The 24935-nt window shown below is 42.9% G+C and carries 24 protein-coding genes and 1 other RNA gene; 7 read left to right on the plus strand and 18 right to left on the minus strand.

What is annotated here, in order from left to right; genetic code table 11:
- Positions 1-17 precede the first annotated feature (17 nt).
- Entirely contained in the window at positions 18-1067 is a 1050-nt protein-coding gene (locus AB4274_RS09055; protein ID WP_017062229.1) for an HlyD family secretion protein, read from the minus strand.
- A gap of 286 nt (positions 1068-1353) precedes the next feature.
- On the opposite strand from AB4274_RS09055, the gene AB4274_RS09060 reads away from it, so the two are divergent.
- Complete coding sequence (locus tag AB4274_RS09060; protein ID WP_372111818.1) at positions 1354-2115, plus strand: transporter substrate-binding domain-containing protein; 762 nt, start codon at positions 1354-1356, stop codon at positions 2113-2115.
- Positions 2116-3343: 1228 nt separating this feature from the next.
- Here AB4274_RS09060 and AB4274_RS09065 read toward each other — a convergent pair.
- Positions 3344-4297, minus strand: coding sequence for a LysR family transcriptional regulator (locus AB4274_RS09065; RefSeq protein WP_102320871.1), 954 nt, complete (start codon positions 4295-4297; stop codon positions 3344-3346).
- Between the two features lie 136 nt (positions 4298-4433).
- Between AB4274_RS09065 and AB4274_RS09070 the strand changes: the two genes are divergently transcribed.
- A complete protein-coding gene (locus AB4274_RS09070; RefSeq protein WP_102320870.1) occupies positions 4434-5255 on the plus strand; it encodes a DUF4437 domain-containing protein in 822 nt (273 codons plus the stop codon).
- A gap of 116 nt (positions 5256-5371) precedes the next feature.
- A complete protein-coding gene (locus AB4274_RS09075) occupies positions 5372-5887 on the plus strand; it encodes a DUF3299 domain-containing protein (RefSeq protein ID WP_102320869.1) in 516 nt (171 codons plus the stop codon).
- 436 nt (positions 5888-6323) lie between these two features.
- On the opposite strand, the gene AB4274_RS09080 is transcribed toward AB4274_RS09075, so the two are convergent.
- From AB4274_RS09080 to AB4274_RS09105, 6 genes are all read right to left on the minus strand, one after another.
- A complete protein-coding gene (locus AB4274_RS09080) occupies positions 6324-6872 on the minus strand; it encodes a hypothetical protein (protein WP_372111819.1) in 549 nt (182 codons plus the stop codon).
- Positions 6873-7307: 435 nt separating this feature from the next.
- Positions 7308-7913 (minus strand): type I-F CRISPR-associated endoribonuclease Cas6/Csy4, encoded by a 606-nt coding sequence (cas6f, locus tag AB4274_RS09085; RefSeq protein ID WP_372111821.1) that lies wholly within the window; start codon positions 7911-7913, stop codon positions 7308-7310.
- Between the two features lie 9 nt (positions 7914-7922).
- Positions 7923-8954 (minus strand): type I-F CRISPR-associated protein Csy3, encoded by a 1032-nt coding sequence (gene csy3, locus AB4274_RS09090; RefSeq protein ID WP_372111823.1) that lies wholly within the window; start codon positions 8952-8954, stop codon positions 7923-7925.
- 6 nt (positions 8955-8960) lie between these two features.
- The gene (locus tag AB4274_RS09095) at positions 8961-11048 is read right to left on the minus strand and encodes a type I-F CRISPR-associated protein Csy2 (protein ID WP_372111825.1); all 2088 of its coding nucleotides are present in this window, start codon (positions 11046-11048) and stop codon (positions 8961-8963) included.
- A 2-nt stretch (positions 11049-11050) separates the two neighbouring features.
- Positions 11051-12262 (minus strand): TniQ family protein, encoded by a 1212-nt coding sequence (locus AB4274_RS09100; RefSeq protein WP_372111828.1) that lies wholly within the window; start codon positions 12260-12262, stop codon positions 11051-11053.
- Between the two features lie 382 nt (positions 12263-12644).
- Complete coding sequence (locus AB4274_RS09105; RefSeq protein WP_372111831.1) at positions 12645-13595, minus strand: diguanylate cyclase; 951 nt, start codon at positions 13593-13595, stop codon at positions 12645-12647.
- Positions 13596-14313: 718 nt separating this feature from the next.
- On the opposite strand from AB4274_RS09105, the gene AB4274_RS09110 reads away from it, so the two are divergent.
- On the plus strand, positions 14314-14433 hold the full coding sequence (locus AB4274_RS09110; RefSeq protein WP_241823911.1) for a DUF4357 domain-containing protein: 120 nt from the start codon (positions 14314-14316) through the stop codon (positions 14431-14433).
- Here the strand turns inward: AB4274_RS09110 and AB4274_RS09115 are convergent.
- Together AB4274_RS09115 and AB4274_RS09120 are read right to left on the minus strand one after the other, a co-directional pair.
- Positions 14430-15812 carry a DEAD/DEAH box helicase gene (locus tag AB4274_RS09115; protein ID WP_372111835.1) on the minus strand — a complete coding sequence of 461 codons (1383 nt, stop codon included), beginning with the start codon at positions 15810-15812 and terminating at the stop codon, positions 14430-14432. The genes AB4274_RS09110 and AB4274_RS09115 overlap by 4 nt on opposite strands.
- Entirely contained in the window at positions 15806-16351 is a 546-nt protein-coding gene (locus AB4274_RS09120; RefSeq protein WP_372111837.1) for a hypothetical protein, read from the minus strand. The genes AB4274_RS09115 and AB4274_RS09120 overlap by 7 nt, the downstream gene beginning before the upstream one ends.
- A gap of 101 nt (positions 16352-16452) precedes the next feature.
- Here AB4274_RS09120 and AB4274_RS09125 point away from each other — a divergent pair, with 101 nt between their 5' ends.
- Positions 16453-16761 (plus strand): helix-turn-helix domain-containing protein, encoded by a 309-nt coding sequence (locus tag AB4274_RS09125; RefSeq protein ID WP_372111840.1) that lies wholly within the window; start codon positions 16453-16455, stop codon positions 16759-16761.
- Between the two features lie 3 nt (positions 16762-16764).
- Here AB4274_RS09125 and AB4274_RS09130 read toward each other — a convergent pair whose 3' ends face one another.
- From AB4274_RS09130 to AB4274_RS09150, 5 genes are all read right to left on the minus strand, one after another.
- A complete protein-coding gene (locus AB4274_RS09130; RefSeq protein WP_372111842.1) occupies positions 16765-17859 on the minus strand; it encodes a TniB family NTP-binding protein in 1095 nt (364 codons plus the stop codon).
- The gene (locus AB4274_RS09135) at positions 17828-19693 is read right to left on the minus strand and encodes a Mu transposase C-terminal domain-containing protein (RefSeq protein WP_017067306.1); all 1866 of its coding nucleotides are present in this window, start codon (positions 19691-19693) and stop codon (positions 17828-17830) included. Before AB4274_RS09135 ends, AB4274_RS09130 begins: the two co-directional genes overlap by 32 nt.
- Before the next feature lie 2 nt (positions 19694-19695).
- On the minus strand, positions 19696-20319 hold the full coding sequence (locus AB4274_RS09140; protein ID WP_372044232.1) for a Tn7 transposase TnsA N-terminal domain-containing protein: 624 nt from the start codon (positions 20317-20319) through the stop codon (positions 19696-19698).
- A 138-nt stretch (positions 20320-20457) separates the two neighbouring features.
- Positions 20458-20554: signal recognition particle sRNA small type (gene ffs / locus AB4274_RS09145), an RNA gene on the minus strand.
- A gap of 196 nt (positions 20555-20750) precedes the next feature.
- Positions 20751-21494 carry a hypothetical protein gene (locus AB4274_RS09150; RefSeq protein ID WP_017071711.1) on the minus strand — a complete coding sequence of 248 codons (744 nt, stop codon included), beginning with the start codon at positions 21492-21494 and terminating at the stop codon, positions 20751-20753.
- A gap of 227 nt (positions 21495-21721) precedes the next feature.
- Here AB4274_RS09150 and AB4274_RS09155 point away from each other — a divergent pair, with 227 nt between their 5' ends.
- Positions 21722-22024 (plus strand): DNA base-flipping protein, encoded by a 303-nt coding sequence (locus tag AB4274_RS09155; RefSeq protein ID WP_372111845.1) that lies wholly within the window; start codon positions 21722-21724, stop codon positions 22022-22024.
- A 75-nt stretch (positions 22025-22099) separates the two neighbouring features.
- Here the strand turns inward: AB4274_RS09155 and AB4274_RS09160 are convergent, their stop codons facing one another.
- On the minus strand, positions 22100-22540 hold the full coding sequence (locus AB4274_RS09160; RefSeq protein ID WP_372111847.1) for a YbaY family lipoprotein: 441 nt from the start codon (positions 22538-22540) through the stop codon (positions 22100-22102).
- Between the two features lie 168 nt (positions 22541-22708).
- Between AB4274_RS09160 and tesB the strand changes: the two genes are divergently transcribed.
- Positions 22709-23569: an acyl-CoA thioesterase II gene (gene tesB / locus AB4274_RS09165; protein WP_372111850.1), complete on the plus strand. Its 861-nt coding sequence runs from the start codon at positions 22709-22711 to the stop codon at positions 23567-23569.
- Positions 23570-23701: 132 nt separating this feature from the next.
- Here the strand turns inward: tesB and AB4274_RS09170 are convergent, their stop codons facing one another.
- Both AB4274_RS09170 and AB4274_RS09175 read right to left on the minus strand, forming a co-directional pair.
- Positions 23702-24367, minus strand: a complete 666-nt coding sequence (locus AB4274_RS09170) for a hypothetical protein (protein WP_065584123.1) — start codon at positions 24365-24367, stop codon at positions 23702-23704.
- Between the two features lie 89 nt (positions 24368-24456).
- Complete coding sequence (locus AB4274_RS09175; protein WP_017078855.1) at positions 24457-24930, minus strand: Lrp/AsnC family transcriptional regulator; 474 nt, start codon at positions 24928-24930, stop codon at positions 24457-24459.
- Positions 24931-24935 lie beyond the last annotated feature (5 nt).

Consider the following 24935-nt stretch of genomic DNA (forward strand, 5'->3'; position numbering starts at 1 on the left):
ATGATTGAAGAGCACAGTTAAACTAGGTAACGAATGCGAGCTAGCACTTCCATCCATGCACTTCCGATCACATCCCAAAACGTCGCTTCAGGCACCACCATCACGCTCACTTTAGAGCCTGAGAACAATGAGTGATCAAGTGACGGCAACGTTACTTGTGTACGCACTTTTTGTTGGTCTCGAATCCAGCGATCATCATTCACGACTTTCGCGAGGCCGCTGTTGTCGCTGCTCGCATCATAGATAGCCAGTTCACGACCTTGAATATTTCCCTCAAACACCTCACCAGGCATTGCATCAAACACCAAACGAACGGTTGTTCCCGCAGTCAGATTTGCACTGCCCTTTTCGTTGAAGTCTGCGTTAATCCAAGCATGCTGGCGATCAACCAAAAACAAAACGGGGCTGCCAGCGCCAACATAGGTTCCTGAGTTAAGGTTGAGATTGCTGATTACGCCATCAACAGGCGCGACGATTGTCGTTTTGTCCAAATCCAATTGCGCCAGTTCAACGCGAGTTCGAGCAACAGCCAAAGCACCGTTGTCGCTGCTTTTCTCAAGCTCAGCTTTTATCTGCTCAATATCGGCTTGCGCAGCTTCGACGGCTTGCTGTCTTACAATCGTGTCCGATCGGCTATCGTCTAGCGTTTCTTGGCTAACAAGTTTTCTCGAAATCAATTGCTGGTTACGCTTCAATTTTCTCTCGGCATTCAGAGCTTCGTGTTGGCGCTGACGTAACGTCGCTTCCGCGCCATGCAAGTGCTGCTTGTTTGCTTCATAGCTTTGCTCTGCTTCAACCAAAGCCGCTTCAGCCTGAGTTAACGCCAATTCAAAACGAGTTGGATCTAAGCGAACTAGCAGTTCCCCTTTTTTTACATCCTGACCATTCTTAACAGCCAACTCCACCACTGGCGCCGACACTTCTGCAGCAATACGGCTGGTTGGAATGTGCAATTGAGCTTGAGTTGTGAACGGCGCAAGGTTGTCACTTGCCACCAAGAAAAGAGCAAACAAGGCACTGGTGCCAAGTGTTAGATAGAGCATCCATTGATACGCTTTATTAGCCATAATGTTTCACCTACAACAAAATAATGCGCTCATTGTATTGATTTTTGTTTCAGATGCAACATAAATCAAAGGTGAGTATCTTAAAGATCTTGCGAGAAGTACAGCAAGCTACTGTTTATGAAAGATATAAATAGAAATTTAGATAAGAAAAAGTCGTGTAGTTAGTTTGGGAAGCAAGAGTTCCAGAAGTTATCTAATGCCTTTGCTCACAATGATATGCATTAACATTGATATTATTTAACATTTGATTAACCAACTTATCCATTAAAACTATAAGGAAATAAAAATGAAGTGGATATTTGTTGTATTCGTCAGTGTTTTCTCAGTATTTACTTACGCAAAAGATTGGAAGCAAATCCGATTTACGGTGGAAGGAGCATACCCACCATTCAGCTGGACAACGCAAGATGGTGAATTAGAGGGGTTTGAAGTCGATTTAGCCAACGCCTTGTGTGTCGAATTAGAAGTAAAATGTATCATCTCAAAAACTGACTGGGACGGGATTATCCCTTCGCTTTTAAGCCGTAAAAACGATGCAATTATAGCGGCTATGACAATTACCGAAGAACGTGAAAAGAAAGTTAACTTCACGATGCCTTACGCTAAAGTTCCCACTCGTTTTGTCATGGAAAAAGGGCGTGAAATCAATATGGATGACGGCAGCTTAAATGAACTAACAATTGGAGTTCAGCGCACTACCATTGGTGACAAATACCTTTCCGAGATCTACCCAAATGTAGATATCAAGCGTTATGGATCATTCGACGAAGCCTTTACCGATTTACTCAACGGGCGCCTAGATAGCGTGTTTGGTGGTTCTATGGGACTCAATACGGGCTTTCTTGAAACGGAGCAAGGTAAGGACTACCACTTTACGGGTCCTAAATTTACAGAAGAAAAATGGTTCGGGCGTGGTTTTGGTGTCGCGGTACGAAAACAAGATAATGAACTCAAAGATCTTATTGATGACGGTATCCAGCGCTTGATCGACAATGGTCAGCATCAAAAAATCGCAAGTAAGTATTTTTCATACAGCATTTACGAATAGTTTGGTATGCAGTGTGGACTAAACTAATTGCGAACTGTGTTCACTTTAGAAAGCATCAGATAGCAAAAAGCCGCTCATAAAGAGCGGCTTTTTTAAGGTGATGCTTGCAACATAAGTCTTCATAACGCAAACCAATTATCAAAGAGTTAAAGTACAATTTGCAACATAAGTTCGCATAACATTGCATCGAAAGTCTGCAAATTTGAACAACGACTAAGATTCAACGTAGTAAATTTACTACGCTCCAATTAATCCTCTAGACAGAATCGCTTGGTGATCACAAGAGATGAGTTAATGCGCTAAGAAGCTTCTGTCGGATAGGCGGCACCTGTTACCAGGTGCCTCCCTCCTCAGAACCGTACGTGCAACTTTCACTGCATACGGCTCAAGCCTCCACAAAGGCACCGTTAAGCACCCAGTAACAAAATTACCTTTGCGATACACACTCAAAGCTTTAAAACTGACCCAATGACCACTTGATGAATAAGAAACCACGGTTCGTTGTCAGAAGACGCACTAATTTCATTCGAAATCATCATTTGCTTTTCTTCTTTAATAAAGTTCTTCAAGCTATCTCGCAACGGGAGACCAGTTAGAAGTCAGCTCGCTTTCGCGCCAGATATAAACCTGTATCTACTTCATTACAAAGTAGCATTCGCTTTTTCTAACCTCCTTTACCTGCATACCTATCGGCAACCTTCACAGGCTGCTTTCCCATAGGGAGATATACAGGCTTACCCTGTTCCGTATGTCGCGTAAAATGTCAACTTAGATGCCCACAATGGTGCGGAGAGTGCAATGACCACGAAAGAGTAATGTCCAATCTCTTTCCGACTCTCGTTGCCTTTTGGCTACAGCGTATTAACCACTTCCGCTGCTTCATCATATAACGCGCCTTAAATGGATTCACATTACATTCATCATATTGACCCCCTAGCACTCACCCAACTTGTGGTTGTCAGGAGAAACGTCCTCTCACGATTCCGTTCCCGCTCAGTTTAACGACCAAGCTTCGTTACATTGTCAGAGCCGCTGCTTTATTCAGGCTCTTAGGGGCATCTGGTGGTACAGATGGTTCACTCTTCGTGGTGAACAACGCTTCATACGACTTCAGGTCGCACGGACATTTCTGAGTTAGCACTTTTGCTAAATTAGGGAAAGACGAATTAACTGAAGTATGGCAAACGCTGGTTTAGCTTGTCTCTAGAACAATTATTGGCGACCATAGCTAGTTATCCAACGGCCATTCACGAGTTTCAATCAACCCTTGCTCAAGCAAGTTGTCGCGAAGCTGGTGAATCCTGACTTTTAGCTCATCACGTATTAATCGAATCGCTGGAGAGATCAACTGACGACTCGGTAATATCAGCCACATTTCGGTCAGTGGTATATCGCTATTAACTAATATCCTCTCTAATCGGCCCGCGAGTAAATCTTCACCGACATCAATAGCGGATTTCTTCGCTATCCCCACCCCATCAATACACCACCGACGAACAATATCACCATCATTCACAGCTCGATCACTGTTCATTTTTATTCTGTATTTTTGATCACCATGATAAAGATCCCAACCGTCGTGCACGACTTCGTACAGTTTGTAGAGCAAGGCTTTATGTTGATATAAATCATCAGGAACCAAAGGTCGACCATGATTTTCAATATAATCAGGAGAAGCGCATAGAACATGAGGGATATCGCAGATCTTAAATCCATACAAGTTGGATTCTTGCGCGGCACCTTTAGTCATAGCTCGTAACGCCACATCGACCCCATCGCGGTAAAAATCGGTTCGGCTATCACTCACATGGAGCCTCAATGACAGGTCTTGATGCTTGTCCATTACATCATTAAGCAAAACGCGCATCAGGTTGCGCCCCATCTCAGAAGACACCGCGATACGAACTTCCCCACTGATGGATTGCTGCTCTTCATTGACCAACACCTGCCCTTGTTGCAACAAATCCAATGCTTGTTGGCACAAAGGTAGATACCGCTCACCCTCTGGGGTCATGCGCATCTTTCGCGTCGTTCGAACAAATAACTCGGCTCCTAACTCTTGCTCTATCCGTTTTAATGACACACTTGCAGCAGAAGAGCTCATATCAAGTTGATTCGCCGCGGCTGTAATCGATTGAAGCTCAGCAACTTTCAACAAAACCTGTAAATCTGAAATTTTCATCACTATACTCTTCACTACTCGAATGGTCAGTTTTATTATCCACGATTTAAGGAAAGTGTATTAAAGATTAGCCCGTTTATCGAATGAATAATTTTGAATATTATTAATCTCAAGCAAATACAGCAGAGACATTACTATGAAATCATTATTTAAAGCATCGACATTAGCACTAGCCGCAACGCTACTTACTACACCTTCTTTTGCCGATGAAGGTTCTTCAAAAGTTGTCGCGGTAAACGATATTGAGTGGGGTTATCTAAACCCTTTGCGCGGCGTACTTAGCCCGGGAGCTGCGGACCTTTGGGGTGACCGTACAACGGATACCGCAACAGGTATGTTGGTACGCTTTAACAAGGGTTTTGAGTCACCACCGCACATTCATAACATCACGTACCGCGGTGTGGTCATTGAAGGTCAAATGCATAATGACGATCCAACATCAGAAAAGATGTGGATGCCAACAGGCTCGTTCTGGACGCAACCAGCAGGTGAAGACCACACCACTGCCGCAAACGGTGAAACAAACCTAATCTACCTTGAGATTGATGCGGGTCCATATCTAGTTCAACCATCTGAAGAGAAGTTCGATAATGGCGAACGTCCTCTAAACTTGCATAAAGACAATATCGTGTGGCTAAACAGCAGTGATCTTCACGATATCAAAGTAGACGGTGTTCAATCAACGTATGTTTGGGGTAGCACTTCTGACATGGGTGGTTCAATGATCAAACTGCCTGCCGGCTTTGAAGGAAAAATCACCACGGACGCAAGTGAGTTCCGCGCCGTTGTGATTGCAGGCTCGATTGAGTACAACTCAAAAGAACAAAGCAGCAATCTTACTTTAAACCCGGGAAGCTACGTGGAATCTGAGGGCAAGTTCTCTCATAACATCACCAACACGGGGGACTCTGAGGCAACAATCTACATCCGTACTAACAGCAAGTACCAAGTGAAATAAGCCCTAGCTCGCTTTGTCCCTCGCCATCGGCTTAATCCCCCTTAAACCGGTGGCAATTTCCATCGACGCGCAAATCTGTGCAGCACAAGGGTTATGTACAATACAAAGGTTAATATATGAAACACATATTGTTCATCGCTTCTTTGATCATGGTGACATTCAGCTCTGCCTCTTTTGCAGCAAACCAAGTGCGCGATGAAAATACGGTAGAAATTGAGTGGCTTGATCTGATCCCAGAAAGCGAACGTGCACGCGTCAGCGATGAAACCCTTGCTGCCCTTGACCATAGTGCGAATGTTGCTCAGCAGGCTCTAGTGGGAAGTGTTCGTCCAGAACTGAATGGCAGCAACGTCAAAATACCGGGTTTCGTGATTCCATTAGAAGGGGACTCAGAGTCAATCTCTGAGTTTCTTTTGGTTCCCTTTTATGGTGCGTGTATTCACGTTCCACCACCACCTCCAAACCAGATTATTTACGTCAAGTTTGAAGAAGGGACTCCAACTAAAGACCTTTGGGATATCGTTTACATCACAGGAACCTTGAAAACAGAAACAGTAATTTCTGATGACATAGGGGTCGAGTCAGGCTATTCCATTGAAGGTGCGAGCTTAGAGATATATAACAAAGTGTGATCTAGTAAAACTAGAGACTCTATAGGGCTGCGGGTGACCCAAACCAATGATCTGGTAGTGAACAACTAAGGAAAGAGCCATTTGGTTAGCCCGCACTTCACTAGACACTGCACTGGTTAGAAAATGTAGACCAAATGGCTAGCCTTGAAGTGTGACAGACATGCATCCCGAATTGGAATGGGGCACTTTCGAGTTAGAAAGTGCCACGGGTAAAAATTCAACCAGAGAAGCTTGTGGACAAAATCGAGTTTAGTTTTGTGCCAAATTATAAAACCTCGGATAGCTTTAGGTATGGAGTGGCCTAACTGATATCCAATGATAGTGGGGCGGATCAGATAGTCCTTTTGTGCTCCCCAAACAAGATCATTACTATGAGAAAAGCTAACAACAAGCCGTAAATTATAATTAATAAAAGGCTTTCCAACTAAAACCTACCTCAGCTATGACTGGTGATCGCTGCTTCTGTTGCTAATTTGAGCTTTGTGATTTTATCACTAGTCATCTCAAAGCTACTGTCATATTTGTCCGTTGAAGCAACTCGAAGTTGACGCTCGACAGACATCAGATCACCAATAACTCTACGTAACTTAGCTGCTGACATACGAATCTGTTTCATTATTTGCATCACTGACGCCGCTGAAACGATAACGCAACCACTCATGGCGTAATACTTTGCATTGAGAATCATTTCAAACTCTCGGATACAACTATTAGCAACAAACAGCTCATCAATAGTTAAGCTGTCAAAGTAGCTCTCAACATGCGCTGAAAGCCCTATCTCGCGATAAGCCTCCCTTAGCTTTTGGGCTTGATCATCTAGTTGACCAATAATAATATTCGCTAATTCATAGTTTTCATCTGATAGATAAAATTCGTCATTTTTATACTCTGATTCTTCCAGACGAAGTGCCATAACTTTAGCAATGATATCGCTTATACTATCATTAGCACTGCCATCAAAAGCTGCCTTGATAATTTTACTCATACCGTGTCTCTTGTTTATTACAACCTCAAAAGTATTATAGGGATATGTTGGTAAAATGATAAGCCTGGCTAATTCAACCTATGAAGATTCTGGAAACTTCCGTGTTAAAAAACACCTCGGATAAAATCGACCAACTAATAAAAAACCATCAAGCCTAAACATGATGGTTTTGATTCTTAACTGCTTGTTCAGCAGGTTGGTTGCTTTCTTCCTGGCCTATTCTTAGCTGCCTATGCGGCAGGACACCAATTGAGGGGTTTGAGTTCACAGATACACTCATTCTTAGCTGCCTATGCGGCAGGACACTGTTAACTATAGTCATTAAGCTGTTAATGCCACTGGTTTTACATAACAAAATCCCAAAATACCCTTTTTCTTCTTACGTCTGTAACTCCTTGTTTTTACTTCTCCGAAAAAGAGCTTTAGAAAAAGGGTTTAAAAGCGTAACTCAGGTACCGTGCCTTTTCTTTCTTGATTGGTGGCTAAACCATAGCTGTTAAAGTTTACTGCATCGCGCTCACTAACAAGCTCCTTTTGTACGAACAACATATAATCTTCCCCAGATGAACCGCTGGAGATTGGTATTCGATGAAAACTATCGATGACACGAGCTTCATTAGTGGCTGGTAACGATGGTTCAACACCAGCTAGTTCGGCTCTCGCCATACTGCGTTTGATTCGGCGTTTTTTGGAACCCAAAAAACTTTTCCCGATCGTTTGGTTACGGGTAAACCTCACCTCTGCCGCAGTGTCAGGCACCTCATAAACACTAGAAATCTCAAACAAACCTTCATTTACCATCACAGAGAAATAGGGCTGAAAAGAGAGTCCAACCATCATCTCTTTATCTTCGGCAACAAAAGCTATGGCTTGACCAACCGTAACATCACTCCAGTCGGGAAAGCTCACACCTATTTTATTCATGGCTTGTCGGTTATTGACCATAAACAAGTGCATTTGGGATATACACCGTCCTGCCAATAATTCATGGTCGGCTTGTGCAGGCATGTAACGTATTAAGAAATAGTAACGCTTAGTCATATCTATCCCTTACTTCGCTTTAGAACAATTGAATAGGCCGCCTTTGATCAAGACAGACATGATGAAGTGCACATCATTTGGGATGACTTGAGAAGCTGTCATGCTTTCAATCCAGTTCTCTGTATTTCTGACTAATTGGTAAAAGTCATTTCCATGGGACACGTGTCGCCTTGCTATAACGTATTCTCGATCTGCCCCATATTCGTTCACTCTTAATGGTTTATCTGCGTTTTCATGCCACCAATCGTCAATCGATTGCAATGCGGCTCCAACTTTTTGACCATGAAACGCAACGGTTTCCTTTCCGTTCAATAGTTCGACGGTAGCTAACTGCTTAGTCGGAACACCATCTTCTCGGCTATCTAAAAACTCTTGGCTTGGGTAAACCTCATCTCCCCAACCAACTCCAATTTTAGCTTTGACATCCATGTAGAAATATTCGGTCGGGTCAGAAAGGGCTCGCATCAAATAGGCTGTGAGCTTTTCTAGGTATTCTGCTGAAGCCTCATCCCAATGACCATACCAAGAAAGCCTTGTTGCGTTTTCTATAATCAAGGTTTGCGAATCACTGGTGGTCACTTCTATCGACAGGTTTCGACACTCCCTGTTTCTCCAAAGCCAACGGCCAAGCAGTATATTCTTCGCGTATCGATGAGCTAACTCCTGATAGCCATTGAGCTCTTTATAAGTATTAGCCAGTAACGAAAGCTTACTGCGCACTTCATCGTCACTACAGATATCTGGGGTTAGAGAATTGGCTCGAATTCGAAGCGGGAATGCACAGTAGATATCATCAATCCCAGGTTTGACATAACACTCTTCGATGAACTGAGGATTGGAGTAAGCTAAATCTTGTGGAGCAACATTCTTTTTTACGAACTTGCCCCCTTTATATGCTTCTGCATAACCACCTTTTGGTGCTCGCAACCTAGTTCTATCAATTTCAAGGGGACACATCTCACCACTTTTAGATAGATAGTAGAAATATGCTTTGCCAGCAGAGAGTGATCGAACATAGTTCAGCTGAGTGCAAAGTTCCATAAACGATTAATCCCTATAGTTTTTTATAAGAATAGTTTCGCTACTGCATTCTATCGACCAAAAGGCGTGCTTTAAAAAGTGATCTCTTCCACTAAAACGTACTTCTATCGGGGTTACTCGCTGAGCAAGCCCTATCGCATTCTCTGCATAAGCGTGACAACTGGTGATTGAGTTGCCCCGTTTAGTTGGTTGTTCTAACAAATGGTAGCCAATAGAAACTGGCAAGTTATCAGCACCTTTAGTGATTAAACGTTCTAGATCATTAAAATCATTCGGCTGTTTTTCACTTGGATATAACCATCGCCCGTATGCTGGTAACCCTTTTAAGACATGGAAAAGCTCACTCCTACTGGTAAACGTCCTTAGCCACTCAATCTGCGTCGATAGCTGTGGTTGGTATAATGCCCCTCCGGCAAAAGCTACGGGAAGTGCCGTTTTAAGCGCGGACTTAAAGTCTGAAATTCGGCTGTCACTGTGGACTCTGATAACTAAGTCTATTTCTAGGTCCGCCAATCGTTCACTACGAATAGTTGGTCGCTTCGCTTTAGAAACCGTTCGCGCTTTGGCGACTGAGTTGGGTTCAGTCAGCTTCGCTGTCGGTTGAATCTTCTCGCTTTGAACATAAAAAGAGAAACTCGAAAACTCAAACGGGGAATCACAATTAGCTCGCTTATTAAACTCTCTTTGATAGCGGTGCATGAACCCCCAAATAGCCGTCAAAGAAGGAGCACCACACAGATATGGGCTACTCATTGCGACCGCATCTTGCACTCTCATTGATGACAAATAGATATACTGCTCACCCGCTACCTTATCTTCATTGCTATTTGGTTTACTAAGTTGTTCAAGTACCCATACAATTTGGGCTTTGACGACCTGCATTAGCTTAGGATGATAGGCAAACTTGGCGGCATACTTGTTATTCTGAAACGCGAGATGTAAGCAACGGTTAAACTCACTAGCTAAAGAGCCCAGATCCGATTCTGGTTGGGTCAAAAAGGCTTGAGCTAAAGTGTCATCATGTTCCAATTGCTGTTGGTTGGGGTCAGCATCAACGATATCTCTTAACTCAATTAATGGAAGCATCCACAAGGCTATCTGCTTTCGCAATATCTTACTTCTAACCTTACGAGCGCTCTCCCTTTGCTTCTGTGTTTTTGATGGCTCTGAACCAATTAGATGATTTAACACCTGACAAATTTTAGCGTTAGTTACCTGATAGTCATCAAAGTAGTGGCCACTCTTTTTGCGACTTTCAGTTAACGTCCCACCCTGCGCTGGTTTGACGTCTAGCGGGTAGTTAAGGACTTTCATATGCCCACCCAAACTGCCACACAAGTTCCCGATACTGGCAGAGTTTGGCAGCGATAAAGACACAAAGCTGAGCTTACTTTCCTGACTTCGCGATCTCACTTCTAACTCGCTCTGAATGGCATGACTCACCACCGGGGTCACCGAAATATAATCACCCTCCCATGGAAACCGTAGTTGCTTGCTATAAGTACTGACACTGTCAGGAAAGCTATTTTCAGGCAGCTGTTCTGCCATTGTGTTTTGTAAGCGAGCAAGTGACTTAGCACCTAACCCAAATTCTTTGAGCAGCTCAACCCAAACAGGGGTTTCTTGCTGAACAAGTGAAAGAAGACTCACGGACTGTGATTGCCAGCGGAAAGGATTCAATAACCACAATATGTGGCGATACACTGCAGAGTTATGCGCCCACCCCAGACGTTGCTCTAATACTCCGCTTGAAACAAATGCCTCGGTTGTCACAAGAGGCTGTGCAACTATCCGCTGGTCTTTAACTCGGCAGTCTGGAAACTTGAGATTATGAGTGTGGAACCATTTGATCTCGTCAAGGGATACGTCTAGGTTCTCAGCCGCTTTTAAATGCCTTTTAGCTCGGGCTACATCCAACCAATCCGAACATCTATCTGATTGATGGCTTGAACTGAGATTAAGCAAGATCGTTAACGCTTCTTTTTCACATCCTTCAACACAGACATCTTCCGTATAGGGCATGAACATCTTCTTTAAAGCAGACTGCTTTACTGCCTCGTCTTCAATTGCTAATAAGCCACTTAATTTCGTCATAATTACCACTCAGGTAGATATACACTTAAACCATCACTTTCAGAGCTCATTCGAGTCAGCTTTGTTTCGATGACACTTCTTAAAGTAAACGCCGACTCATGACTCGCTATCTTTGTATGCATTCGCGGCCTGACAGCGGCTTTAATCTCACCAAACTCATACAGCCGATACACTTCATCGGTGGTGCAAGAAAGCAATGTAGAAGCTTCTAAGGGGCTGAGCAGTACATCACCGATATTTCCTTTGCCGCTTGAGGGCACTGTTGCCATTAGCTTTGTAAAGTAAGCTAACATCTGTGCAAGCACTATATTGTGACTCAACTGCCGACTGGGTAACTGACGGCAATCTTTAAGCAGAGCACCAAAAGCTTCATTGAAAAACATCTTCTTCCAATCTTTTACTCGCACAAGTTCTGCCTTCTCTTTCAAGGCATCGAGGTCTTGCCACAATGCCGTTGGCCAAGAGCCACAATATTCAATGAATGACTCAAAACTGAGGTCATCGATATCGCCATAACGATTTACATACCAAAGAAAAAAACCATAACGCTCAGATAACGTCATTTCTGCTTTCAATAATCCCAAGGGTTTTGAATCACTTCCTGACAACCATTGAGCGACCAACACCTCAACCTCTGGCGCATCCTCTACTGGCGAGTTTCGAAGTTCATACCCACATTCACACTGGCCAATACTCTCGGTACTTTGGTATTCAAGTCTCGACTTACACTCAGGGCAGTGATGAATCAGTTTACAGCCATGATGTTCACAAGCTTGGTGAGAGATAAATTGCCACTGCTGGCGAATGTAGGGTGCTTCGTTAATACACAGAGGGCAAATAGGCGTGAAGCGCTTACGAAGAAAAGCATAAGGATAGTCAGAACCAAATCTATGTACGGCTTTGTATTGCGGAGAGAATTGAGCTTTTGAATGTGATAGCGCTAGGCGCAATACACCAAAGTTATTGAGCTTTAATTGGTTCTCAAGGTGGATAAGAACCCGTACCCGCATTTGGCTTGTGGTTTGAGCGTGGTAGATATTAACTCGGTTGAGCTCTAGCGGGAAAGCACCAGCAATCGCTTCATGCTGATCCATGGTGTCGAACCAGATACCTTCGGCGAAATGAGAAAATCGCTCGTAACCTTGCTCTTGCGATAAACGCAACAAGAAGCTTTCGAGCGATTCGTCAGGGTAAAGTTGAATGTCCGTTTTCACATGTCACCACTAAAACTTAGAGTTTCTAAGTTTTAGTATCGGAGATATTTCATGCATTGCAACCATAGAGGCCAACATATTTTGAAAAAATGCCTATGAACTCATTCAAAATACGACAGAATCGCTTGGTTATCACAACTATGATGCGAAAGAGCTAAGAAAATTCTGCCCCATTGTGTGTTTCGACCGATTGAACAAACTCTTCACTAAAGCATCATTTGACTTACTTTTTTTCATGCCTAGAACTCTAACTATCTAACCAAATTTGCTAATCCACTACACTATCAGTTAAAGAGATTATTTAGCCTAACGTGATAGTAATTAGCTAAATCGCTTTCGCCCCAAAGCGCCCTAGGAACTATAAATTAGTGGCCAACATTACTTAGCCACAACAAAAGGCTTCACACCTATTCCTTCCCGATGTTTTAGCCTTATAAAGGGAATTGTCAGCTTGTAAAAACAAGTTATCGGTATCAATAACTTTTCCTTTGATAGTAGAAATGCCAATACTTACCGTGACAACACCTGCATCGGAAGAGTATTCATGAGTCATTGCTTCAGCTTGTATATTTTTTCTTATTCTTTCTGCGACATGTTTTGCATCACGGAGGTTAGTATTGGGCAATACAGCCACAAACTCTTCTCCACCATACCTTACTAGTAGATCAGAATCTCTATACACATTTTTTCTTAATTGGCTAGAAATTATCTTTAGCGTTGTATCCCCCGCAGCATGACCATAATTATCATTGTAGTTTTTGAAATTATCAATATCTATAATCAGAAGTGACAAGGGCTCACCAGATCGCATTGCTAAGGCTGAAATTTTTTTTAAATATGCTGAATAAATACGACGATTATATAGCCCTGTCAAAGGATCAATCTCGCTAAGCTCCTTTAATTTTATATTTGCCTCAACTAATTCTTTTTCCTTAAGGTCAAGAAGTTTTTGAAGCTTTACTTGCTCAGTAATATCACGACTAATACCGAACATTCCTATCAACTCACTTCCTCCATCTTTGTAAAGAGGCCATTTACAGGTAGATACCCAGCCCTCATTTCCCTCACTATCTGTATAAGGTTCGATTGAGGTTGTTTTCTGTATTCGACCTTCGATTATTTTCTCATCTTCCTTACGATACATTAATGCATGTTCATGAGGAAACAGATCAAAGTCATCTTTATCGTGAAGTTCCCTCCATGAGTTTTTCCCGACAAGCTCTGCAAAGTTCTGACTGCACAATATGAACCTATAATTCATATCCTTAAAGTAGATGTAATCGCTAGTAATAGATAATAAGGACATGAAGTGACTGAGGAAATTACTTTGCATATATCTGCTCTCTTATTTTTCGGGGGCTCACAAAATGTCAGCGTTAAATTGTCCGTCAATATGAAAGATAGCTGACTTGGCCACCTAAACCAAGTCACTACCTTCATTACCTAAGCCAATCGAAGTTGGTATGTTGTGGCTAAGTGAATTTGGCCACTAATTTAGAGTGAACCAACAACATTTTCTATCTCGCAATGTGCCCCATTGCGACTTAGCGAGTAAATTGTTACGGTCACATTCCACCAGTTGTTTGGAGTTCTCTGCCTTCAAAAGTAACCATAAATAGTTTTAGAGTGTAGCTTCCTAAAATAGTGGTATTTAATATGCTATTCCCCTGTATATTATGCATCTTAGTAATTACAGGGTATAAGGAAGGGTATCATTATGGAGTCTTGTTTGATTTTCTTTTTAAATCATCGTGTTACTTTCTTTTTGGCGGTGTGATGTAAATATTACAATAGTCTGTGACGTGGTGTAGTGAAATAGTTAATTTGGCTACAAATTAAAAGGTTAAACCACTGCGGGTAACACATGTGATGGTCAATGGAGTGAGGGCATTCGTTAGATTCCTTCACTACCCCTACAAAATCTAATGTGTATTACTATCGACTAGTACAATAACTCTAGCAAGCTTTTGTCCAAAAGTTTGTTGCAAACGTGTCTACTATGTCTGTGATCACCGAGCGGTAATGTTATTGATTATCTAGGGCAAAAATTATTGGAGCCGAGAGCATCTCAAGCCGCCGCAGTACTACTTGGTTACCCTTACAGCGGACCCGATTACTGGAGAAGTGCTACAGGCAAAACACTGAAAGAGATTGAAGCGGAATCTATTTAGATAAATGCAGCGATCACTCGCTGTTTAAATTGGCCTAACCTCAGTTCATCAAATGCTAAAGTGAACCCTGCATTATTTGAATTCATCATATCTGAAGTTTCTCCCCAACTAAGTAAGCTTGGTTGGGGTCGATTAGATTGAACGCTTTCCGATACAGTGCTTGACTGCAGGCGTATTTCATCAACACCACTCGGTACGTTGTTATCTTGTTTAATGTACATGCAGCTATCAGGAATATCCTGCTCAATTCTTTCAGCAAACCCAATCAAACTTTCTTCGGCAAAGGTATACAACCAGGCTTCTTGATTGGGTGAATCATTAACTCTCAATATCCTTCCAAGGACTTGTCTAAAGTAAAGCTCCGTTTTTACCGAACTCATATGACAGCAAACCTGCAGCCTTGGAATATCCGTTCCTTCACTTATCATCCCAACACTGACTATCCACTGAACGCTTGAATGACGAAAAGATTCAATTTCATTTAACGGATTATCGTGATGATAAGTCACTATGCATGCTGATTGATTAAAGTGCTCAACAAGTCGCTTTTGAATGTCTTTAGCGTGCTTAATAGAAGAGGCGACCACCAAGCCTCCAGCACTTGGGGACTCTTGCCTTATCTGCTCTAACTTTTGGCAACCGCTATTTAGTATGTAATTCATAGCGTCTTCGTTGTGAATGACGCTTTGGTAAGAGACATCGGATTGTTTAAGGCAATCAAGAATAGAGGCGAAGTGTTGATTGTCACTGCCAGCCTTAACGCTCAGGTGTTCATTATCGATTAAAACGATTTTAGGGCGGCGGCATACCTTATCTTCAACTGCCTGTTGCAAGCCGTATTGATAATCGCAAACAACCTTACCATCAGGGTCGGAATACTCAGCCATGACGATCGGTAGTCGGTCAGAACGCCAAGGCGTGCCCGACAGCGCCAGAGTGTAACGAGCAAAGCCTTGGATCTTAGAAACAATTTCTAGCCCCCATGAATTTGACCGCCCCTCGTCATCAAACGAACAATGGTGGATCTCATCAAATACCACTAGTACTCGATATTTACTGACGGTGTTCCAAAAGTTCTCCCCTAAAAAACGGATCGATTGATAAGTATAAGACCCACCTAGAGAGCCCAAGCCTCCATTAAAGGAACATTCGAGCTTCCATGAAAAGGTCTTTTGCATCCCTTCAGCAACAGTCAGAGAGGGCGAGAAGCACAGCACTAAGTCAATCATGCCTCTTTCAAATAACCGACTCGCCACCTCGGCGGCCATAACGGTTTTGCCCGCTCCAGGGGTCGCTTGGCAGAAGAAATGTGAATGCTTATTTGAAGTGAATTTCTCGATAGCTTGAGCTGCACACTCGGCTTGCCATGCTCTTAACATTGATGAGCCTTGCTTTGCGCGACTTGCATCCAGTTGGTTAGTGCATTAATTCTGCCTAATAGCTTGGCTGAGCGTTCTCTTGCTGCATTAAATAGCGGCTGCATATCTTGCTTGTTGTTTGGGAAACGCGTTAACAACGATTGGTATTCCTCAATCTCGCCTAGAGTAATCGCCAACTCGCCTTCATGCTGTTTCTTCTCTCGCTCTAGTGCATTTAGAGAGCACTCTGGAATTTGAATATCCGTTGAGTCGACCTTAGCTTTCCTATTTCGACCCGATCTAGGCTCAATTGTGAGCGCTTTGAATTCGTTAGTTTGATGGTAGCGTTTGTCTCTGCGAACCCCAATAACAGAAAGCCAGCCTTTCTCCTCAAAAGATAGAAGTTGCTTATAAACATACTTTCGCGCGTCGTCCTTGCTCGGGAAAGCTGAAGTACCGTTTAACAAAGCATCCCTAGCTTCTGTGACGGAGAAATTATCCATCCCTTTTTCAATCAATAGGTTAAACATGTGAGGGTTAATTCTGATTACTTTCTTCATGAGACTCTTACAGGCAATAAAAACTTAGGATTGCTAAGTATACAAAAATCAGTAAAACTTAGACAATCTAAGTTATCTAAAGGTTGAAAAGAAATGTGTAAGTGCAAAAAGACAACCCAATCCCTGCGAGGCTCAAAGCTGCGCGTAAAAAAGCCAAGATCACCCAAAAAGATTTAGGGGTGAAAATTGGTATGGAGCAAAGTTCTGCTAGCGGTCGTATGAATCATTACGAGAAAGGCAGACATGTACCCGATATTGGTACGCTTGAACGTATGGCTGAAGAGTTAGATGTGCCGCTAAACTACTTTTTCTGTAGGAGCGAATTGAGCGCTGAGTTAGCGTGCGCCATTGATAAGATGAGTGATGAAGAGAAGGTGGTGCTGTTGGATAACCTAAAGAGCGAGAAGTAATACTTAAGCTTTAAGTCCATTTTTGCTCAATAACATACTCAATGGAATTGCATCCGTAAATCGCGGAGCAAGTATCTTATCTTCTACGGCAATGGCATTCAGGTTGTAAGACGATCCAGAGTCAATTTGATGAAGACGAAGCTCCTCGATAGAACAATTAAAAGGGTTGTCCAAGTAGGGGAACTTAAATGAAAAGGTACGTGACAATATCTCTTTGTCTATCGTATCAACGTTCTCACTGAAACTCATAAGTAGTGCGTCTTTCAAGAAGTGCTTTAACGCTCGGCACTCCCCTCTACACATAATAAACAAAGGATATAACACTTCATTTTTTGTAAGCACCGGCGGTTCATCAAAGCCCATTCTCGCACTCAAACCAGCGACAAATTTAGCAAAGTGCTTTTTTTGCTCCAAGTCAAAACTATAAGATGCCGTTACACTCGAATGGCTGTTAGCTTTCAACAGCTTGAAATAGTTAATCTTTCGTCTCCAACTTAATCGTGAGTTCCATTGCGGCTCTGTCGCTATCACATCAGCATAAGGCATACCAACCAACACAAACGAGACTTTTGCTTCTTCACTTATGTATTTGAACGTATTAGCAATAGCCTGCCTTTCTTCTGCTGTAGAAAACTCCACAAGCTCTTGAATTTCATTGACGATAATCAGCTCAACAGATTTACGTTTAAGTTGCTTTACGACAGCCTCACCAAGAGCAATTTCATTACGTCGTCGGGTACCTCTTCCACCTGACTTTCCATCTAAATCGACTAAAAACTGCGTAAGCGTGTTCTGTTCATTTATGCGGCTTGGAACTCTGGTGCTAAGAACAGGTTGTTTACTCCAAGTTGAACTCGGCGGAAAGCGTGATAAATAGTTGTTAATCAAAGCCGTCTTTCCACTTCCGGCCTCACCAGTTAACAAGAAAGACTCCGGTTCACCGCCAAGGGAGTGATTAAAACGAAGCTGATCGAAAATGGAGTAGATTTCAGTTATAGCTGGATACTCGATAAAGCTGGTTTCAAAGAGTTTTAGTTGCTCAAACTGTCTAGATGTTAAGTTCAAATCAATACCCCTCAATATCTTCAAAATCATCATCAGCTACTTGTTCTGAAACATCGAACACGACCGCAGCTTCTTTTTTTGCCGGAGCCGTACTGATTGAGCTTGGCCCCTCTGAGCCCACATCATTAAATTTTGCTAATTTCGAAGTGTTACCCGTTTTAGGCAAGCTACCCTTATTACTTTTGGCACTGCGGAACCTATCGGTTTCTTCCTGAATACGTTTTTTCATATACAGAAATGTATCCGCAAGCGCCTCATCATCAGCAAGCTGCTTAGTGTTAATCCTGCGTACTTTTTGTATGCGCTCATGTTCAAAAAGGGACAGTCCTTTTGTATATCCAGAGTTGTCTACCGCTGGAACTTTTATGTACCTCTTTTCCGATTCTAGGTAAACATGAATGTAGCTGATATCAGAGGGGTCTGTTTTGGTCCTAACAAAAAGCTTTTTACCATTGTTAGATGCCCAATATTTACGGTATTCAATAAGTTCGGAGGACTGATAACGTAAGTTATGTAGTCTAATCCCTGCCACTCCAATAGTTCGGTGTCTAAGCAAACCTAGCTCAACTCTCAACTGCTCCTTCTCAGTACCAACGTAGTAGGAGGGAGTCCATTCCGATTGGTTCCACTTGTGGTATGGAATATCACGTTCTCTTGAATCTGGTGCCATGTGGTAATAATCGACAATCCATTTATGAAGTAATTCAAGAAATACAGAAACTCTAACCACCGCATCCTTCTTTGGGTTGTAATCTTGTAGTTGAGTAGGGTTGGTAAATGTTTTTCCAGGTAGTGAATTCACTAACCCTTTATTCATCTGATCAAACAGCTTTTCGATCCCTGACTTTCGCCAAGGTTTAGCTGCTTGACTGTATTGGATGTCAGACACTAGAGGCCGTAACGAATCTTCTAAGCTTTGACTCCAAAATTCAGCACCATTATCGACAACTAAACAGTCAATTTTGCCGTGACAAGGCCATTCATTATCAATGGATGGATACCTTTGCTTTACCCAACTCTTATCTAGTAGCGAGTTCAATAGCGCCTTTCTGACAGAGTCAAAACTAGGCTCTCTAAAGTTGATACTGCACCCAACGATACATTTACTGAAGCGATCATAAAGCATCGTCAGGTAGGGTCGCCCCAAAGGAATATCTAACTCATCATCAATCAGAATAACTGGAACTGGGGTATGGTCAATTTCGACATACTCCATTGGTTTGGTCGAAACTACTTGCTGACCAACCGAGCGAAATTCTCGGTCTGCGTATCTTTTACCAAACCTTGCACTCGCTACCTCATAAGGAGGTAAGTCGTGTATTCGATTGTAAAAAGAACGTTCGGCAATTGGTTTTATTTTCCCCTCAACAATCCCACGATTTAATTGAATCACTCGACTCTTATAGTATCGATATGCTTCAGCAGCACTTAAGCGTTCACGAGTCAGGTATACGCTGTTAATTGCTTCATCAACTAAAGATTGAGAATCGAACTCTTTTTGTCGATTGCCTTTAAACGTATGCTTAGGAATAAGCGCACATGGGTCTTTCCCCGCTTCAAAGTAAGATTTTTTCCAAGTTGCTAAAGTTCGCCAACTCGGGGGAATGAGTTGTAATTCCGATTCCACAAGAGTTAAGAGAGGGTTCAAATTTTTCTCGGTCCATCCGCCTTTTAAACGCTTCTCTACGAACGCGATGATTTTGATACGACGGATAACTTCTTGCTGTACCTTCGGTGATTGAGAATCAATAGTTGAGGTGATTTCAATAGGTTCATGAATTAGCTCTATTGGAAGCTGCTGAGACTCTCCCTCTGAAGCTTCAAATTCATCAAAGAACCCAAATATGCTGTTAGAGTCCGATGGCATAGTTAACACCAAACGTAGGTTTCGAGGCCAAAGCCAATATTGTTGAGGTCTGTTTTGATTTGCCCCGAAGAGATCCAAGGAAGAGTAGAGATAAGTGTGTCTTGCTCCGATAAACCGAAATACAAAGACACCTCTTGTAGCTGCACCATTTGTTTTCGTTGAATAAACGCCAATACTAGTTTTTGAAACTCAGTCACGGTTCGCAATCCGGAATAACGGTGTAGTAACTTAAAGTTATCTAACGTCGGTCCCATTCTAATTTGTTTCTCAGTAACCAAAACTAAGCGTCTGTTGAACTCATTCAACGCCACTCTTTGTTTCTCTTCAAATCTATTCCTGAAATCAGGTTTGAGAATCTGACTAGAGTGTTTTACTTCGAAGAGGGTTGACTGCTCGTTGTGATTTGTTACTAAAAAGTCTGGGGTATATCGGCACTTACGATTATTGAATTGATAGTGGAAGCCAAAAGGTTGAGAGGTAAAACTTTTAACGTTTGCGTTATATTCGAGGTGAAAGCAGAAATCGAACTCCAAAATAGAGAGAGTGCGGACAACAGCATCATTCTTCAAGCTCATGAACTTACAGATGTTGTGTACGTGAGATGATTTCTTGGTTTGATCGAACATAGCAAATCACTTTTGTTGTAAACCTACAACAAAAAATAGACTATGAAGACTTATGGTGCAAATATGAAGACTTATGATGCAGAAATGAAGAAAGCCTGCAATTTATGCGAACATATATTGCAGGCTTCATAAGGGGTGGGAACCCAGCCACATCCCGGCACACAAGTCACTCGCTGCGGCTGCTCCCTTCCAGGCCTGACCGAGTTCACGAGCTATTGTTGCGGGAGGACCAGGCCCCCATAGATTCGTTTTCTAAGAGGCTTGCCTCAAAGAGTGATTGGATTATTAAGCATCACAGCAACCATTGCAAGCCCTTCCACCCTATTTTTGAACAATTGCGGTCTAAGTGCTTATCCTTTATTCAAACCATTAGAAAATCGCAGGTAAATTCACCATTTACCTGCATTTGGAAGGTTTGGATTGCTGGAGTACTAGATATCGATGTCTTCGTTATCTTCTGTGCGAATGATGTAGTCTGTCATCCACGCGGTACCTAATAGACACAACCACACCACAAAGACTGGGCTTGGTACTTCGATGCTTGGAGTAATCACCAGAGCCGCAAAGCCGACCGTTGGCAGTGTCCAACATAATAGTTTATTCCAGCGGAAGGTTTTCAAGCGCGTCAGCGTTTCCATCGATGCCATGATGCCCGTTATACACAAGGCAACCAAAGCGGCATAAGGTAAATCGGCTATCCATAATGGAAGTATTAAGCCTAATGACCACCAGCTGTGTCGACTGGCTGGCTTAAGATGATTTGCCGCCCACCAAATCACGATGATTGATAAGGTTTGAAGTGTGGTAACCCACGGGACGCCTTCAAGCTTGCCTGCTGATTGCGTGACCATGATCCCGACCTGCAAAGTAGTCACAATTAGGCCGGAAATAATCACGACCGACAAACTACTGCGTCTTGAGAAGACCACCATCAATAGCGGGAACAGTACCCACGCACTGACAGACAGCGTGATAGGCTGCAAAGGAAGGGTTAGACCATAAGTGGTCATGGCAGCAAGCAAAGCTAATCCTGCTATGCCTCCCTGCGGTAAAATCCATAATGCAGGAATGACCATTGCAAGCACCGGGATATCTCCCTCACTTAAACTGATTGCTCTTGCGCAAACAACCGCTAATAATGTGGTGATCAAGAACTGAAACGTTGTAAATACCATAGCCCTCTCCTTCTACCGATCCGTGGTACCATACCAATCGTAGTAATTAACTGGTCACCCTAGCTTGTTAAAAAACTCGATAACCTCGTTAGATTTTTTGATTGTAGAATAACTACTTATCAAAACTTCTTATCAAAAAGAGCGGCCTTGCTCTCAAGCTTTTTCCCTGCGCTATTTTTGAACACTTATTTACTGTGATTGGTATTTATGAACTAGGAACATTTAGTATGGACCAATTTTTGAGCCAAATCTTTGCTGTGATTCACCAAATTCCATATGGGAAAGTAACAACTTATGGAGACATAGCACGTTTTGCAGGATTTCCGGGCTATGCGCGCCATGTTGGTAAAGCGCTGGGTAACCTGCCAGAAGGTAGCAAACTGCCTTGGTATCGAGTGATAAACAGCAAGGGTGAAATCTCTTTAAAGGGTGATTCGTTCGACCGACAAAAGCAGCATTTGGTTAAAGAAGGGATTGAGGTGAGTGATGCAGGAAAGATCAAACTCAGAATATACAAATGGCAGCCCTAGAGCTGCCACTAATCGCTGATTCAACTGGCTAAGTTAAGCCAATCAAGATGCCTTAACAGTGGCATCGACTTCTGATTAACGAACACCAACCAAACGTAGGTCTGCTTGCTGTGTATTTTCTACATCAGTAATTACTGACTTAATCGTGTCCGTTATGAAACGCAGTTTACCGTCAACATGAATCGATGCGCGCATGTTGTAACGGTGGTTAGCTTTAATTTTGTCGTTGTCGTAGCTCAGCTCGTATGCGAACGGTACTTGCTTACCGTCTGTGGTGAACTCTTGAGTTGCGATAACCGTCGATGGTGCATCAGCCAGTGAGATATCTTCTAGCGTAACGGTAACCACTGCATTCTCTGGCAATGCAATTCTTTCACGGTAGCTTACTGTTCCTGAAATCACTTGAGTGTTCTCTGCAACCACTTCCTGAGAAGCGCTCGTTTCTGATGTTGCTTGGCAACCAACAAGTAGGCCAAACGATACTAAAGACGTAATAAGAATTAGAGCCTTTTTCATATTCAATTTCTCTCAACATGTTTGCCGGACTCGGCAAATCTACTCACCAATTATAAGAGAGCTTTCATATTCTGTCTTGAAACCCTATGATTTATTGACAGATATCTGACTAAGCTAAATGATTAACACCATAATCTGACACCCATTTTACGAAGAGGAATGCTGGCGATGAGTCAACCTTTACAAGAATTACTAAGTTTACTTCAGCTAGAAAAACTGGAAGAAGGTTTATTCCGTGGGCAAAGTGAGAACCTAGGCCTACCACAGGTATACGGCGGTCAGGTATTGGGACAAGCGCTTTCTGCTGCTCGTTATACCGTTCAAGACGACCGTAGTGTTCACTCGTTCCACAGTTATTTTCTGTTTCCCGGCGATCCTGAAAAGCCAATCATTTACGATGTTGAGAACCTACGAGATGGACGCAGCTTTAGCACACGCCGTGTAAAAGCGATTCAAAATGGCCGCCCTATTTTCTATCTCACTGCTTCTTATCATGGCGATGCGCCAGGGTTTGAGCACCAGATTTCAATGCCTGATATTCCGGGACCAGAGAACTTTGCCTCAGAAACTGAATTAGCGAGCCACATTGCGGAATTCTTACCAGAGAAACTGCGCAAAACCTTCTGTGGCGAAAAGCCGATTGAGATGCGCCCGGTGACGGTGGTAAATCCACTGAAACCTAAGAAGGCGGAAGCGAAACAGTACCTCTGGGTAAGAGCGAATGGCGCAATGCCAGACAACCACTTGATTCACCAATACTTGCTTGCTTACGCATCGGACTGGGGATTCTTGGTGACGGCGCTTCACCCGCATGAAGTCTCTATCATGACGCCAAACTTCCAAGTAGCGACGATTGACCATTCAATCTGGTTCCATCGCCCATTCAAGATGGATGAATGGCTGCTTTATGCGATTGAAAGCCCAACGGCGGCGAACACTCGCGGCCTAGTGCGCGGCGAGATCTTCAACCAGAAAGGTGAGCTGGTAGCGACAGCAGTACAAGAAGGTGTGATGCGTTTTACTAAGTAGCGCTCAAATAAATAGCGGATAAACGCTTCTTACAAGCCACAAATATGCACAAACAAAAAGAGGCTAGGTTTAATACCTAGCCTCTTTCTTTAATGACGCTTAAGAAAATTCGTCACCTAAAAATCATTAAACCTACTCAACTTCTAACGTTGGCTCAAACTCGCTCTGAACTCGCGTTTTGATACCATCACCTGCGTCACGCAGTAGGTTAAATGGCGATAACACTACGCCTTTCACCGCGCCCTCTGCGGCTCCCTGAGCGAGCTCTTTACTCTTATCAGCTAACAAATTAGCTTGCGCCAAAATACCTGGGACTTCCGCTCGTAGCATTTCAGATTCAGTGACGATGACAGGAATAGTCTGTTCGCGGTAAGACTTACTTTCAGCGAGCATTGGTGGCATTACATCTACGCGGTATCTCTTTAATTCCGTTAATGTTGGAGGAATAACATCGGTTCTTACCTGCTCGACTTCCGTTCGAACATTTTTGACTTCATCTAATATCGCAGGGATTTTGTTGTCGACCGAGGCTACTGTTTGATTCACGTCATCGATCGTCTTTCTAACTTCTTCGACAGTGTTTAACACCTGAGGAGCAAGATCGCTGACATGTTCAGCAAGCGCTAATAGCTCTTCTACTTTGAGCCCTTTCGTGAGGCCCGAAATGTCTTCGATAACTTGCGGATAAGTATCAACGATTTCACCGACTTTATTGGTAAACGAGTAGATGGTGTAACCCAAGTAAAAAATGGCAACCGCCAATACTAGCTGGATAGCGGTAGATACTTTTGCAAACATGAATAATCCTTTTCTTTATCGCAGAGGCGATATCTAAACTGAGACGATAGTTAAGCTCAGACGATTGTTAATGCGTAACTAGGCGTAGCTTAAAGCGGCAATGCTGTCGTGTACTTCAATGGTTCCATCGCAAATGTCGAGGTCACATTAGAGATACCATCAATGCTATTCACCAAGCGCTTGTAGAAATCATCAAAGCACTTCATGTCTTTCACCTGAACCTTCATCATATAGTCATATTCGCCAGCCATGCGATAGAACTCCATCACTTCTGGAAACTCCGACACAGTATTCACAAAACGACCATACCACTCGTGAGAATGATCACTGGTTTTAATCAATACGAACGCGGTAAAAGAAAGATCGAGCTTTTCGGGATTCAGTAACGCCACTCTTTTCTCAATAATGCCGTTCTCTTCGAGGCGCTTAAGTCTTTTCCAGCAAGGCGTTGTGGTGAGATTGACTGCTTCAGAAATATCGTTCAATGACAGGGTGCTGTCTTCTTGCAGTAACCCTAATATTTTTTTATCTACGGCATCTATCACACTTTCACCAAATCGCATTTAAA

This window comes from Vibrio sp. 10N.261.55.A10 (genome assembly GCF_041470825.1).
Classification (GTDB): domain Bacteria; phylum Pseudomonadota; class Gammaproteobacteria; order Enterobacterales; family Vibrionaceae; genus Vibrio; species Vibrio crassostreae_C.